Source organism: Rhizobium sp. CSW-27 (assembly GCF_018760785.1).
Taxonomy (GTDB): Bacteria; Pseudomonadota; Alphaproteobacteria; order Rhizobiales; family Rhizobiaceae; genus Neorhizobium.
This window is the reverse complement of the sequence record NZ_JAHHZO010000002.1, coordinates 469,815-482,114: the sequence shown is the minus strand read 5'-3', so window position 1 is coordinate 482,114 and position 12,300 is coordinate 469,815. Positions and strand designations below refer to the sequence as shown.

Annotated in this window: 15 protein-coding genes; 8 read left to right on the top strand and 7 right to left on the bottom strand. The window is 66.0% G+C overall.

Annotation, left to right across the window (positions count from 1 at the left end):
- Window positions 1-47 precede the first annotated feature (47 nt).
- Both ung and galE read right to left on the bottom strand, forming a co-directional pair.
- A complete protein-coding gene (gene ung, locus KLP42_RS05840) occupies window positions 48-752 on the bottom strand; it encodes a uracil-DNA glycosylase (protein WP_215565234.1) in 705 nt (234 codons plus the stop codon).
- 17 nt (window positions 753-769) lie between these two features.
- A complete protein-coding gene (gene galE / locus KLP42_RS05835; RefSeq protein WP_215565233.1) occupies window positions 770-1,759 on the bottom strand; it encodes a UDP-glucose 4-epimerase GalE in 990 nt (329 codons plus the stop codon).
- Window positions 1,760-1,912: 153 nt separating this feature from the next.
- Between galE and KLP42_RS05830 the strand changes: the two genes are divergently transcribed.
- Window positions 1,913-2,272, top strand: coding sequence for a YbaN family protein (locus KLP42_RS05830; protein WP_215565232.1), 360 nt, complete (start codon window positions 1,913-1,915; stop codon window positions 2,270-2,272).
- Window positions 2,273-2,278: 6 nt separating this feature from the next.
- Here the strand turns inward: KLP42_RS05830 and KLP42_RS05825 are convergent, their stop codons facing one another.
- Genes KLP42_RS05825 through KLP42_RS05815 form a run of 3 tightly spaced genes read right to left on the bottom strand, consistent with a single transcriptional unit; the run spans window position 2,279 to window position 5,043 of the window.
- The gene (locus KLP42_RS05825) at window positions 2,279-3,070 is read right to left on the bottom strand and encodes a heme ABC transporter ATP-binding protein (RefSeq protein ID WP_215565231.1); all 792 of its coding nucleotides are present in this window, start codon (window positions 3,068-3,070) and stop codon (window positions 2,279-2,281) included.
- Window positions 3,067-4,158 (bottom strand): FecCD family ABC transporter permease, encoded by a 1,092-nt coding sequence (locus KLP42_RS05820; protein ID WP_215565230.1) that lies wholly within the window; start codon window positions 4,156-4,158, stop codon window positions 3,067-3,069. Before KLP42_RS05820 ends, KLP42_RS05825 begins: the two co-directional genes overlap by 4 nt.
- Window positions 4,159-4,161: 3 nt before the next feature.
- Complete coding sequence (locus KLP42_RS05815) at window positions 4,162-5,043, bottom strand: heme/hemin ABC transporter substrate-binding protein (RefSeq protein ID WP_215565229.1); 882 nt, start codon at window positions 5,041-5,043, stop codon at window positions 4,162-4,164.
- Between the two features lie 156 nt (window positions 5,044-5,199).
- Here KLP42_RS05815 and hmuQ point away from each other — a divergent pair, with 156 nt between their 5' ends.
- On the top strand, window positions 5,200-5,544 hold the full coding sequence (gene hmuQ, locus KLP42_RS05810) for a heme-degrading protein HmuQ (RefSeq protein WP_215565228.1): 345 nt from the start codon (window positions 5,200-5,202) through the stop codon (window positions 5,542-5,544).
- Entirely contained in the window at window positions 5,541-6,074 is a 534-nt protein-coding gene (gene hutX / locus KLP42_RS05805) for a heme utilization cystosolic carrier protein HutX (RefSeq protein WP_502941269.1), read from the top strand. The genes hmuQ and hutX overlap by 4 nt, the downstream gene beginning before the upstream one ends.
- Before the next feature lie 66 nt (window positions 6,075-6,140).
- On the opposite strand, the gene KLP42_RS05800 is transcribed toward hutX, so the two are convergent.
- The gene (locus KLP42_RS05800; RefSeq protein WP_215565227.1) at window positions 6,141-6,452 is read right to left on the bottom strand and encodes a hypothetical protein; all 312 of its coding nucleotides are present in this window, start codon (window positions 6,450-6,452) and stop codon (window positions 6,141-6,143) included.
- 195 nt (window positions 6,453-6,647) lie between these two features.
- Window positions 6,648-6,836 (bottom strand): DUF3008 family protein, encoded by a 189-nt coding sequence (locus KLP42_RS05795; RefSeq protein WP_215565226.1) that lies wholly within the window; start codon window positions 6,834-6,836, stop codon window positions 6,648-6,650.
- Between the two features lie 155 nt (window positions 6,837-6,991).
- On the opposite strand from KLP42_RS05795, the gene KLP42_RS05790 reads away from it, so the two are divergent.
- The 5 genes from KLP42_RS05790 (at window position 6,992) to KLP42_RS05770 (ending at window position 12,164) form a co-directional block, all read left to right on the top strand.
- Window positions 6,992-7,264, top strand: a complete 273-nt coding sequence (locus tag KLP42_RS05790; protein ID WP_215565225.1) for a hypothetical protein — start codon at window positions 6,992-6,994, stop codon at window positions 7,262-7,264.
- A 107-nt stretch (window positions 7,265-7,371) separates the two neighbouring features.
- Window positions 7,372-10,044, top strand: a complete 2,673-nt coding sequence (gene treY, locus KLP42_RS05785) for a malto-oligosyltrehalose synthase (RefSeq protein WP_215565224.1) — start codon at window positions 7,372-7,374, stop codon at window positions 10,042-10,044.
- 148 nt (window positions 10,045-10,192) lie between these two features.
- Window positions 10,193-10,531, top strand: a complete 339-nt coding sequence (locus KLP42_RS05780) for a hypothetical protein (protein WP_215565223.1) — start codon at window positions 10,193-10,195, stop codon at window positions 10,529-10,531.
- Window positions 10,528-11,883, top strand: a complete 1,356-nt coding sequence (locus tag KLP42_RS05775) for an NAD(P)/FAD-dependent oxidoreductase (protein ID WP_215565222.1) — start codon at window positions 10,528-10,530, stop codon at window positions 11,881-11,883. The genes KLP42_RS05780 and KLP42_RS05775 overlap by 4 nt, the downstream gene beginning before the upstream one ends.
- Window positions 11,880-12,164: a hypothetical protein gene (locus KLP42_RS05770; RefSeq protein ID WP_215565221.1), complete on the top strand. Its 285-nt coding sequence runs from the start codon at window positions 11,880-11,882 to the stop codon at window positions 12,162-12,164. The genes KLP42_RS05775 and KLP42_RS05770 overlap by 4 nt, the downstream gene beginning before the upstream one ends.
- The last annotated feature ends 136 nt before the right edge of the window (window positions 12,165-12,300 follow it).

Below are 12,300 nucleotides of genomic sequence, written 5' to 3'. Positions count from 1 at the left end.
AGTGAACAATCAGAACGCATTGTTCACAAAGAGTCCCTTGAACCCGTTCAGGCGTCCTGCACCGGCGCAACCGGAAGCTGCCAGTCGATCGGCTCCCGGCCGTTCGACACCAGATAGGCATTGGCCTTGGAGAAATGGCCGGAGCCGAAGAAGCCGTTATGCGCAGAGAGCGGCGAGGGATGCGGCGCCTTCAGCACGAGATGCCGGCGCTGGTCGACGAAGGCCGCCTTCTTCTGGGCATAGGAGCCCCAGAGCATGAAGACGACATGGCTGCACTCCTCGTTGACGGCGCGGATCACCGCATCGGTGAAACGCTCCCAGCCCTTGCCCTGATGGGCGGCGGCGCGCCCCTCCTCCACGGTCAGAACGCTGTTCAAGAGCAGCACGCCCTGCCGCGCCCAGTGTTCGAGAAAGCCGTGTTGCGCCGGTGGAATGCCGAGATCGGCCTGCATTTCCTTGTAGATGTTGACGAGCGAGGGCGGGATGCGCACGCCCGGCCGCACACTGAAGCAGAGCCCATGCGCCTGGCCGGCGCCGTGATACGGGTCCTGCCCTAGGATCACCACCTTCACCTGAGGCAGCGGCGTGAGATCGAGGGCGCGGAAGTATTCGCTGCCCTTCGGGAAGATGCGCTTGCCCGCCTCCTTCTCCGCCGTCAGGAAACGGCGGAGGTCGGCCATGTAGGGGTCGGCGAACTGCGGCGCGAGCACCTGTTTCCAGCTGTCTTCAAGCTTGACGCCACCCTCTGCCATGCTTTTGCGATCCCTTGTTATTGCAGGTGGAAATTGGCCTTGGAATGCCAGTCCCAGGCCGAGCGGATGATGTCGTGCAGGGTATATTGCGGCTCCCATCCCAGCACGGCCTTCGCCTTCTCGTTATTGGCCACCAGCGTGGTGGAATCGCCATCGCGACGGCCGACATATTCGACCGGGAACGGCTTGCCGGACACATCCGAAATGGCGGCCAACAGTTCCTTCACCGTGGTGCCGGTGCCGGTGCCGAGGTTCAGTTCCACCGTCTCGCCACCGGAAAGCAGATAGTCGACGGCGCGCACATGGGCATCGGCGAGGTCGAGCACATGGATATAGTCACGCACGCAGGTTCCGTCGCGCGTTTCATAATCCGAGCCGAACACCTTGAAGCCCTGCCGGCGGCCGAGCGCCGCCTCGATGGCGAGCGGAATGGCATGGGTTTCCGGCGTGTGCCATTCGCCGATGCGACCTTCGAAATCCGCACCCGCCGCGTTGAAGTAGCGCAGCATCACCGAGCGCAGACCCTTGTAGGTGCCGTAATCCTTGAGCGCCTGTTCGATGATGAACTTGGTGCGGCCGTAGGGGTTGATCGGCGCCTGGCGGTGCGTCTCGTCCATCGGCACCTGTTCCGGCAGGCCGTAGGTGGCGCAGGTGGAGGAGAAGACGAAGGCCTCGACGCCGGCATCCATGGCTGCCGAGAGAAGCGTCAGCGCGCCGATGACATTGTTGTCGTAGAAGGCAACCGGGTTCTTCACCGATTCCCCCACCTCGATGAGGGCCGCGAAATGCAGCACGGCATCCGGCTTGTGCCTGGCGAAGACCTCGTCAAGACGGGCGCGGTCGCGGATATCGCCCTCTTCCAGCGGTCCCCATTTGACGAATTCCGCATGCCCGTTGGACAGGTTGTCGAATACGATGGGCTGATAGCCGCGCTCGGCAAGCAGCAGGCAATTGTGCGATCCGATATAACCGGCGCCACCGACAACCAGAACCTTCTTCTGAGACATGAAAGACGACACTCCGTTCAACATTGCGGCGCACTATAGTGGGCGCGGCACGGATTGCCAGCGGCAAGAACGGTGGAACGATTGCCGTGCAGCAAGGATTACATCGCCTGTGGCATGCGCTATGCTCATGACGCACAGAGAAAGGCATGGGTGATGCGACTGGTATTGATGGGCCTCGGCTGGCTGTTCGTGGCGCTCGGCATTCTTGGGGCCTTCCTGCCGCTCTTGCCCACCACGCCCTTCCTGCTGCTGGCGGTTGCCTGCTTCACCCGCTCCTCTCCGCGGCTGGAGGCCTGGCTGCTGAACCATCCGCGTTTAGGCCCGCCGCTGAAGGACTGGCGCGAGCACGGGGCGATATCCCGCCGTGCCAAGGTGGCCGCCCTCGGCCTGATGGCCGCAAGCTACGCGGTCTTCCTCTTCGGCACCTCCCCGCCGCTCTGGCGCGCAGTGCTGGTGCTGGCAATCCTGCTCTGCTCGTCGCTGTTCATCGTCACCCGGCCGGACGCCAGCTGAGAACCGTCAGGCGGAGGCGCCGTGGCGTGCCTGCGGCAGGATGAAGGGAACATGGGCAGCCGGCACACGCCCGACAGCACCGGCAATGCCATAGACTTCGGCGATGGTGGCATCGCTCAGCGTCTCTGCGGCGGGGCCCTGCGTCACGATGCGCCCCCTGTGCAGCACAACCACCCGATCGGCGAACTCCGCCGCCAGATTGAGGTCGTGCAGGATGGCCAGCACCATGCCGCCCTGACTGGCGAAGGCGCGTGCCGTCTCCAGCACCGCAATCTGGTGGCCAAGATCGAGGCTGGCGGTCGGTTCATCGAGAAAGAGGGCACGGGCAAGCCCCGCCTCCACCGGCCGCGGCACCTGGGCAAGCGCCCGGGCGAACTGCACACGCTGCTGCTCGCCGCCGGAAAGGGATGGATAGGCGCGCCCCTCGAAACCGGAAAGGCCGACGCGGGCAAGCGCCGCGCGTGCCGCCGCCGAGGGATCGAGCGCGCCCTGCGCCACCGCCCCCATGCGCACGATCTCCAGTGCCGTGAAGGGAAAGGCCAGTTCGCTTGCCTGCGGCAGCACCGCGCGGCGGGCGGCAAGCTCCCGCGGATTGTAGCGGGAAACCTCGGTTGCATCATAGGTGACATGGCCGGACGACACCGGCAGTTCGCCGGACAGCGCCTTCATGAGCGTGGACTTGCCGGCACCGTTCGGCCCGATGATGACGGCCATCTGGCCGGGCTGCAGCACCATGGACACGCCATCGAGAAGACGACGCCCGGACCGTTCGACGCAAACCGATTCGGCGCGGATCATGGTTGATCTCCTCCGCGATGGGCTCCCTTGCGCCCGAGCAGCAGGAGCAAAAAGACAGGCGCGCCAAACAGCGCGGTGATGATACCGATCGGCAGTTCGGCGGGGGAGACCACGGTGCGCGCCACGCTGTCGGCGATCAGCAGCAGGGCGCCGCCGCCGATTGCCGAGGCCGGCAGCAGGAAACGGTGCGCCGGGCCGATGACAAGCCTCAGCAGGTGCGGCACCACGATGCCGACGAATCCGATGGAGCCGGAGACAGCCACCGTCGCGCCGCAGGCCGCCGCGACCGCCAGGATGACGAGACGCTTCAGCCGCTGCACCGGCACGCCCATGTGGAAGGCCGCCGCATCGCCAAGGATCAGGGCATCGAGACCGCGCGCCACGAAGGGAATGATCGCCGTCACCAGCACGACGAAGGGCAGCACCGAAAGAACGCGGGCAAAGGTGGCACCGCCCAGCGAACCGAGGCTCCAGAAGGTGATGTCGCGCAACTGCCGGTCATCGGCCATGAAGATCAGAAGACCGGTCAGGGCGGCACTCAGCGCACCGACGGCAATGCCGGACAGCACCAGCGTCGTGGTGTGCGTCTGGCCGCCGCGCGTGGCGATGCAATAGAGCAGCCAGGTGTTCAGAAGCCCGCCGAAAAACGCCATCAGCGGCAGGAACTGGCTGCCGAGCACAAGAGACAGCGGTGCGAGCACGCCATTGCCGAACACGATACCGGCCACCGCAAACAGCGCGGCACCGGAGGTGACGCCGACGACGCCGGGATCGGCAAGCGGATTGCGGAACAGGCCCTGCAGCATGGCGCCAGAGACACCGAGACCGGCCCCGACCAGGATGCCGAGCGCCGTGCGCGGCAGGCGCACCGCCTCCAGCACCACCCGTTCCTGCACGGCAAGCTCGCTGCCGCGCCCGGTCAGGTAGAGCCACAGATGGGCGAGATTGACGCCTGTCGGACCGCTTCCGAGCGAAATCAGGCAGGCGAGCGCCAAAAGCAGCAGCAGCAGGACGAGGCACAGAACGCCCTGCCCCGACCGGTCGCCGTCATCGCGCTTCCACCGCGCCGGCAGCGTCAGCGCCCGCATGGCTCAGAGGCTCCCGGGATAGAGATGGGCGGCCAGGCTACGGGCAGCCTCCGGCGTGCGCGGGCCAAAGCCCAGAAGCAGCAGGCCATCCATGCGCACCAGTGCCTTTTCGGCCGCGGCCGGCGTGGACTGGAAGGCAGGCAGGGCAAACACCGCTTCCGGCGTCACCCCGTGATTGCCGGACTGCATCACCAGGATGACATCCGGCCGCGCGGCAATCACCGCTTCATCGGTCAGGGGCTTGTAGCCGGAAATGGCATCGGCAGCATTGACGCCACCGGCGAGACCGATGATCGCGGCGGCTTCCGTATCCTTGCCGCCGGCCATGATGCGGCCATTGGCGAGCGACAGAACGAAGAGCACGCGCTTGCGCGGCTGCGGCAGCTTCGCGACATCGGCCGCCAGCGCCTTGAGATCCGCATCCGTCTTTTCCGCCAGCGCCTCGGCCTTGTCCGACAGGCCGACGGCTGCGCCGACATCGCGGATCTTGGTGGCAATGGCGTCCGCACGCGGCGGCGTGCGGAGCGTTGAAACGGGAATGGCGCTTGCCTTGAGAATGGCGATGGCATCCGGCGGACCGGCGCCCTCTTCGGCGAGGATCAGATCGGGCGACTGGCCGAGAATGCCCTCCGGCGAGAGCGCCCGCATGTAGCCGATATCCGGCTTCTTCATGGCTTCCGGCGGATAGCTGCTCGTCGTGTCGCGCGCGATCACCCGGTCGCCGGCGCCGAGCGCATAGAGGATCTCGGTCGCCGTACCGCCGATCGAGACGATACGACGCGCGTTGGGATTGGTGGCATCCGAAGCGGATGCAGGGCCTGCGGCAAGGCCTGCCGCCAGCAGCATGGAAACAAAACCGGCCTTGAGAACGGCGCGCATCGTCATATCATTCAACCTTAAGACCTGCCGGGCGACGGGCGCGCATGCGGCGTCCATACACCCGAATAAACTTGAGTGCATTATGCCGGTTTATGTCTTTTCAATAGACAGGGCAACAGATATCTTGAGTTCACAACACCAGTTAGGAAGGATGCCTGATCCATGTATATCGCCATGAACCGCTTCCGCGTCGTCCCCGGCTTCGAGGAGGCCTTCGAGGAGATCTGGCGCAGCCGCGAACGCCATCTCTCCACCGTTCCGGGCTATCTGGAATTCCATATGCTGAAGGGTCCCAAGCACGAGGACCACACGCTCTATGCCTCGCACACCCTGTGGGAAAGCCATGAGCATTTCACGGCCTGGACAAAGTCGGAGCAGTTTCGCGCCGCCCATGCACGCGCAGGCGAAAACCGCGGCAAGGTCGAATACCTTTCCGGCCCGCATTTCGAAGGCTTCGAAGTTATCATCCACGAGGACCGCAACGGCAAGACGGCGGAGGCCGCATGAGCCTCTCGCTGTCCATGGCCGCACCGATGGCGGACGCAGAGCGCAGGCAGCGGGCACAGGCAGCCCTTGCCGAAAAGCCGGACGGCGTGGTGGAGGCCATTGCCGCCAAGGCCGAGGTGACGCCGGCGGAAATCCTGGAGATCCTGCCGGCAGGAGCGGCCACCGGAGCCCCGGCCGGCGACTTCGAGGTGATTTGGTCCGAGATGTCGTCCTGGGGCGAGGTGCTGTTCATCGTCCACACCGATGACATCGTGCTGGAGGCCAGCGGTTCGCTGCCCGCCGGCAGCGAGGGGCATGGCTGGTTCAACATCCACGGCGACAGCCCGATCGGCGGCCATATCCGCAAGGACAATTGCGCCGGCATCACCTTTGTCGACCGTGCCTTCCACGGCCGCCGCTCCTGTTCCGTCTGGTTCATGAACCAGAAGGGCACGGCCATGTTCAAGGTCTTCGTGCGCCGGGATGCGGCCCGCGAACTGGTGGCCGAACAGCTTGCGAAGTTCGAGGCGCTCAGGGATCGCTACGCCTGAGCGGAAAGGATCTCCGGGCGGCGGCAGGTCTGCCCCGCCCGGAACTCGATCGGCCGGATGCCGCCGTCAGGCGGACGGCGGGTCGGCAGCAGGGCTGTCCAGCAGGCGGATGATCGCGGCACAGTTCGGGTCGGTCCGATCGAGAAGCGCCACGGGCGAGGTCCAGCCGACGGACACGCGGATGGCAGTGCTGACGGCCCAGGCCGGCTCGCCGGCGGCACGCTCGATCAGGCGCGGCCCCTGAGAGGCCACGCACTGCTGAACCTGCTGCACCATCTGCACGGAGGCGTTGGCCTGTTCCAGTTCCTGGCGAAGCTCGGCCTGAACCGGGGTGAGAACGAAGGCGGTGATCAGCCATGCGGCAAGATCGGAGAACATGATCTGGCTCCCTGTCGGCGTCGATGTCGAAGAATAAGAGGTCCGACATCGTGGAAGCGCCGATCTTCCACCAGAGGGGCCCGGACCACCGGGTCCAGGCTGATATGGGGGATGACCAGGCCGCATTCAAGACGCAGGCGACCATCCCGCCACAGGGATCCGGACACCACGGCCGTCGGCTGCGACGCATGCGGCTCAGTGCTTCGCCGCGTGCTCGGGCTTGCCCTTGCGGCTGGTGGAGGCCATGTCGTGCAGCTCCTTTTCCGACATGGATTTCTCCATGCTTCTGGAAGCGCCCTGCAGGTCGCTTTTCTTGACCTCGCCGCGCTTGGCGGCCAGGGCGGCACCGGCCGCCTTCTGCTGTGCCTTGGATTTCGCCGGCATCTGTCTTCTCCCGTTTGAAGGTTGACAGCCTTTCCAACCGGCCGCCCCCGGCTGCGGTTCCCCATGCGCCTGTCTTTCGGCGGAACCGCATGGGCCTTCCATCGGTTTCCCGAACGAGCCGCCTGTCGCGGCCGATATCGGAAGGATCAGCAAGAATGGACGACAAGGACAATCTCGACGCACGGGCAAAGATGACGGGCGACGATTCCCGCCGCTTCGCCGAGGACAGTCGCGAGCGGGCGGAAGATGCGCTGCACGCCCGCGAGGACATGACGAACCACAAGGCCATGCAGGAGGCGGCCCGGCTGGGCGGCGGCGACACCTACATCGTCGACAGCGATCTGGACGATCTCGACGAGCGCATCGACAGCGACCAGCCGGACGGGCGTCCGAGCCCGATGGCCAATGGCGACAATCCGGAGCGCTGACCGTTCCGGCGATTTCCGCCGCACCGGTCCCGTCCGTACGGAACCGGTGCGGGCCTTCCACGTTTGGCAGGCTCGAATCCCACATCCGCGTCGGAGGCGCATCGAGCTTGACCATCCCCACCTCGACCTACCGCATCCAGTTCCGCAACGGCATGACCTTCGACCGGGCGGCGGCGCTTGTGCCCTATCTGAAGCGGCTCGGCATCAGCCATCTCTATGCCTCTCCCATCTTCACCGCCGCCGCCGATTCCACCCATGGCTATGACGTGGCCGATGCCGGCGAGATCGACCCGGTGATCGGCGGGCGCGAGGGGTTCGAACGGTTGAGCGATATGCTGCGGCAGGAGGGGATCGGGCTGATCCTCGACATCGTGCCGAACCACATGGCCGCCTCGCTGGAAAACCGCTGGTGGCGCAGTCTGGTGGAATGGGGCGAGCAGAGCCGTTTCAGCCATTTCTTCGATGCCGACTGGAGCCGCCGCCTCACCCTGCCCTTCCTGGGCGAGGATCTCGACACGGTCGTGGCCAAGGGAGACCTCTCCCTTTGCCTCGACCGCGAGGCGGGCTGCCTTGCCTTCCGCTATTTCGACAGCCGTTATCCGCTGGCGCCCGCGACCTATCCTCAGGCGCTGGAAGGCATCGATCTGCCGCTGGCTGAATCCGTCCGGCAGGCGGCCGCGCTGGCAACGCCGGAGGACGAGGATGAGTTTCACGCCGGAATGAAGCGGCTGGCCTCCGACACGCAGACCGACGCGCTCGACGAGGCTCTGGCCGCCCTTGCCGGGGATGCCTCACGGCTGGGCGCCCTGCACGATGCACAGCCCTACCGGCTGATGTCGTGGCGCGACGCGCCGAACGATCTCAGCTATCGCCGCTTCTTCGAGATTACCGGGCTTGCGGGGCTTCGGGTCGAGACGGAAGAGGTGTTCGAGCAAAGCCACCGGCTGATCATCGATCTCGTCCTGTCCGGCAAGGTGGATGGCCTGCGCATCGACCATGTGGACGGCCTTGCCGATCCGCGACGCTATCTCGCCCGCCTGCGCGCGGCGGTGGGGCCGGACGGCTACCTGATCGTCGAAAAGATCCTGGCCCCGCAGGAAAGGCTTCCTGCGGACTGGCCGGTCTCCGGCACCACCGGCTACGAATTCATCGCCGCCCTGTCCGAGGCGCTGGTCGATGGCGAGGCACTGCCCCGCATGAATGCTCTCTATGCCGGCGTGGCCGGCAGAGCGCTCGACCCGCAGGCGGAACTGCGCAAGGCCAAGCAGCGCATGGTGGAGGTGAATTTCGCCGGCGAAGTGGCAAGGCTGTGCGCTCTTGCCGAGGACATTGCGGCCGCGCATGACGATGCCGGGCGCATGGACGAGGATACGCTGAACCTTGCGCTCAGCGAACTGCTGATCGCCTTTCCGGTCTACCGCACCTATGGCACCGAGATCGGTCTGGAGCCGGCCGACCGGCAGCGGCTGACGGACGTGCTGGACAGCGTGCGTGCACTGCCCTCTCCGCCCCAGCCGCAGGCGCTGACCTTTCTTGCCCGCATCCTGATCGGCGACGTCAACGAGACGCAGGATGGCCGCGCCGCCGAATTTCGCACGCGTTTCCAGCAGCTGACCGGACCGCTGATGGCAAAATCGCTGGAAGACACGCTGTTCTTCCGGCTGAACCCGCTGATCGGCCTCAACGAAGTGGGCGGCGAGCCGATGCCCGAGATCGGCGGCCTTGCGGAGTTCCACAAGCGGATGGCGGCGCGCCATGAGCAGCAGCCGGCAGGGCTTTCGGCCACTTCCACCCATGACACCAAGCGCGGCGAGGATGCCCGTGCACGGCTTTACGCGCTCAGCGAAGCCCCTGAGCGATGGGGAGAGGCCTTCGAGCGCTGGCGCCAGATGAACCGCATGGCACTCAAGAGCCTGCCGGACGGCCCGGCACCGGAGCCGGAGGTGGAATGGCTGATCTATCAGTCTCTCGCAGGCGTCTGGCCGCAGGATCTTGCCGCAGACAATGAGGACGGGCTGGAGAGACTGGCGCAGCGCTTCCTGCCCTCTCTGGAAAAGGCAATGCGCGAAGCCAAGCTGCGCACCGGCTGGGACGCGCCGAACGAGGACTACGAAGCCGCCGTGCTCGGCTATGCGCGCCATCTTCTCGGGCCGGATGCCCAGGATTTCCGCCGCGACTTTGTCGAGCGGATGGCGCCCGTCTTCCTGGCCGGGGCCATCAACAGCGTGACGCAGACCCTCGTCAAGCTCTGCGCGCCCGGCATTCCCGACATCTATCAGGGCAGCGAGGGGCTCGACCTCAGCCTGGTCGATCCGGACAACCGCCGCCCGCCGGATTTCGAGGCGCTGATTGCCGGTCTCGACTGTACCTGCGATCCCGCCGATGCACAGGCCTGGCGCGACGGGCGGCTGAAGCAGCGCCTGATCCAGCGACTGCTTGCCCATCGCTGCAGGCGCCCGGAGCTTTTCACGGAGGGAGACTATACCGCCCTGTCGGCAACCGGCGAGAGGGAGAAGCAGGTTCTCGCCTTTGCCCGCCGCACCGCCGACCATGCCCTGGTGGTGGTTGCACCGCGGCTGATGCTGGAAGCGCTGGACGGTGCCGGCGACCGGCTGCCGGAGGCGGGCTTCTGGAAGGACACGGCCGTGGTGCTGGCCGAGCGCTTCGGCGGGCGTGGCTACCGGGACCTCTTTTCGGACGACATCGTCCAGCCCGGCGCGCAGCTGGCCTTGCAGGACCTGTTTGCGACCCGCCCCTTCGCGGTGCTGCTGACAACCTGAGCCTGCGGCCCAATAAAGGATGCGGGCGCCGTCTCGGACAGCGCCCGCAGGCTTGCCAGGGTTTTCCCGGACCGTGCACGAAAAAGGCGCTCCTCCGCAAGGAGAAGCGCCTTTTTGCGACATGTCGCGACGAAGAGGCTATCAGCCGATGCCGACGAAGGACAGGACGGCAAGCACGATGACGACGGCGCCGACGAGCCAGACAATGCTGTTCATGATGATCTCCCTTGCTTGGGGTGAGGGTCCGCGGAGCGCGTGCCGCGCCTTATGCGAAGCCGACGAGGTTGAGGACGGCGATGACGATGACGACGGCTCCCACGAGCCAGACGATGCTGTTCATTTTCAAGCTCCCTGGTTGTTTCGCTCCATCAACGGCGCCGCCTGCGAAAGGTTCCGCCTGCCGGCGCTGGAACCATTGATGGATCAAGCAGTTGGGCCCGAGGTCAGGCTTGTTTCTGACCCGCGACAAGGCAGGGAATGCAGATGAGTTTTCACCTCGACACGAGCAGCTTGCTGCGCCAGCCGAACAGGCATCGCAGCGCCGATCCCGCCGCCCCGCAAAGGCCGCAGAAGGTGGTGATCGTCGGCGCCGGCTTCGGTGGCCTGGCCGTTGCCCGGGCGCTCGGCAATTCGGTGATCGATGTCACGGTCATCGACCGGCGCAACCACAACCTCTTCCAGCCGCTGCTCTACCAGGTTGCCACCGCCGCCCTGTCGCCGGCCGACATTTCCGAGCCGATCCGCCGCAGTCTCGGCCGCTATCGCAACATCAAGGTGGTGCTGGCAGAGGTCACCGGCGTCGATACGGCGGCGCGCACGGTGCTGGTCGATCACGGCGTCCCCATCCCCTATGACCGGCTGGTGATCGCCACCGGCTCCGAATACAACTATTTCGGCCATGACGAGTGGCGCGCCATCGCCCCCGGCCTGAAGACCATCCACGAGGCCCGGCAGATCCGTCACCGGCTGCTGCTTGCCTTCGAGAGGGCGGAGCTTTCGCAGGACCCGGAGGAAAAGAAGGCGCTTCTGACCAGCGTCATCATCGGCGGAGGCCCGACCGGCGTGGAGATGGCGGGAGCCATCGCCGAACTCGGCCGCTTCATGATCACCCGCGATTTTCGCCGGCTGTCACCCGAGCATTTCCGCGTCCTGCTGCTGGAGGCCGGACCGCGCATCCTTGCCGCCTTTCCCGAGGACCTCACCGACTACGCCACCCGCTCGCTCGCCGGGCTGGGCGTGGAGGTGATGACCGGGCGGCGCGTGGAGAGCATCACGGCCGGCAGCGTCATCGTCGGTGGAGAAACGATCCGCACCGCCAATGTGATCTGGGGTGCTGGCGTGAAGGCGTCGCCGGCCGCCCGCTGGTTCGGCATCGAAGGCAAGGCAGGCGGGCGCATCCCGATCGATCCGGACCTGCGCATCACTGGCCTGCCGGACGTGTTTGCCCTCGGCGACACCGCGCTCGGGCTTGGCGAGGACGGCAAGCCGCTTCCCGCCCTGGCGCAGGTGGCCAAGCAGCAGGGCCAATATCTCGGCCATGCGCTGCGGCAGGAGCTTCTGGAGGGGAAAAAGCCCGCCCCCTTCCGCTTTCACAATCGCGGCAATACGGCGGTCATCGGCCGCAATGCAGCGATCTTCGATTTCGGCCGCTGGCGGCTGAAGGGTTACGTGGCCTGGCTGCTCTGGGCGCTGGTGCATGTCTACCTGCTGGTGAACTTCGAAAAGCGCATCCTGGTGACGGTGCAGTGGATCTGGCGCTACCTCACCCGCCAGCGCGGCGCGCGTCTCATCGACGAAAACGCCACGGCCTACCGAGCCACAAGGGAGGAAGGGGCATGAACACCGCCAATCCGCAACTCGAAGGGCTCTATCTCGCCGTTGCCGCCATCAACCGGCTGCTGGTGGAAAAGCAGTTGCTGACGCATGAGGAAATCCGCGACATGCTTCTGGAGACCGAACGGGCGGTGTTGCGCGACCCGCAGCCGGCAACGATGTCCGATTCGCACCGCAAGGCGGTGGCCTTTCCCATCCGCCTTCTCCTGGCCGCCAATGAAGCGGCGGAAAAGGGGGCCGAGGTTTCCTTCGAGGACCTCGCCCGCCATGTGGGGCGCCATAGCTGAGGGGATGGGCGGGGCCAGGCCTTTCTCGAAGGCAGATCCGGCGGAGTTGCCTTCCGGGACCAATTCCCCCTCTGGCTGCCGCCATCTCTCATACGGGGAGGAAACGCCCGCGCGGGGCAGGCTTCTTGTCCGCGCA

Excerpts from the sequence above, each read along its gene's own strand:
- ung (WP_215565234.1), bottom strand. The coding sequence starts at position 752 with ATGGCAGAGGGTGGCGTCAAGCTTGAAGACAGCTGGAAACAGGTGCTC.
- galE (WP_215565233.1), bottom strand. The coding sequence starts at position 1,759 with ATGTCTCAGAAGAAGGTTCTGGTTGTCGGTGGCGCCGGTTATATCGGA.
- KLP42_RS05830 (WP_215565232.1), top strand. The coding sequence starts at position 1,913 with ATGCGACTGGTATTGATGGGCCTCGGCTGGCTGTTCGTGGCGCTCGGC.
- KLP42_RS05825 (WP_215565231.1), bottom strand. The coding sequence starts at position 3,070 with ATGATCCGCGCCGAATCGGTTTGCGTCGAACGGTCCGGGCGTCGTCTT.
- KLP42_RS05820 (WP_215565230.1), bottom strand. The coding sequence starts at position 4,158 with ATGCGGGCGCTGACGCTGCCGGCGCGGTGGAAGCGCGATGACGGCGAC.
- KLP42_RS05815 (WP_215565229.1), bottom strand. The coding sequence starts at position 5,043 with ATGACGATGCGCGCCGTTCTCAAGGCCGGTTTTGTTTCCATGCTGCTG.
- hmuQ (WP_215565228.1), top strand. The coding sequence starts at position 5,200 with ATGTATATCGCCATGAACCGCTTCCGCGTCGTCCCCGGCTTCGAGGAG.
- hutX (WP_502941269.1), top strand. The coding sequence starts at position 5,541 with ATGAGCCTCTCGCTGTCCATGGCCGCACCGATGGCGGACGCAGAGCGC.
- KLP42_RS05800 (WP_215565227.1), bottom strand. The coding sequence starts at position 6,452 with ATGTTCTCCGATCTTGCCGCATGGCTGATCACCGCCTTCGTTCTCACC.
- KLP42_RS05795 (WP_215565226.1), bottom strand. The coding sequence starts at position 6,836 with ATGCCGGCGAAATCCAAGGCACAGCAGAAGGCGGCCGGTGCCGCCCTG.
- KLP42_RS05790 (WP_215565225.1), top strand. The coding sequence starts at position 6,992 with ATGGACGACAAGGACAATCTCGACGCACGGGCAAAGATGACGGGCGAC.
- KLP42_RS05780 (WP_215565223.1), top strand. The coding sequence starts at position 10,193 with ATGCCGACGAAGGACAGGACGGCAAGCACGATGACGACGGCGCCGACG.
- KLP42_RS05775 (WP_215565222.1), top strand. The coding sequence starts at position 10,528 with ATGAGTTTTCACCTCGACACGAGCAGCTTGCTGCGCCAGCCGAACAGG.
- KLP42_RS05770 (WP_215565221.1), top strand. The coding sequence starts at position 11,880 with ATGAACACCGCCAATCCGCAACTCGAAGGGCTCTATCTCGCCGTTGCC.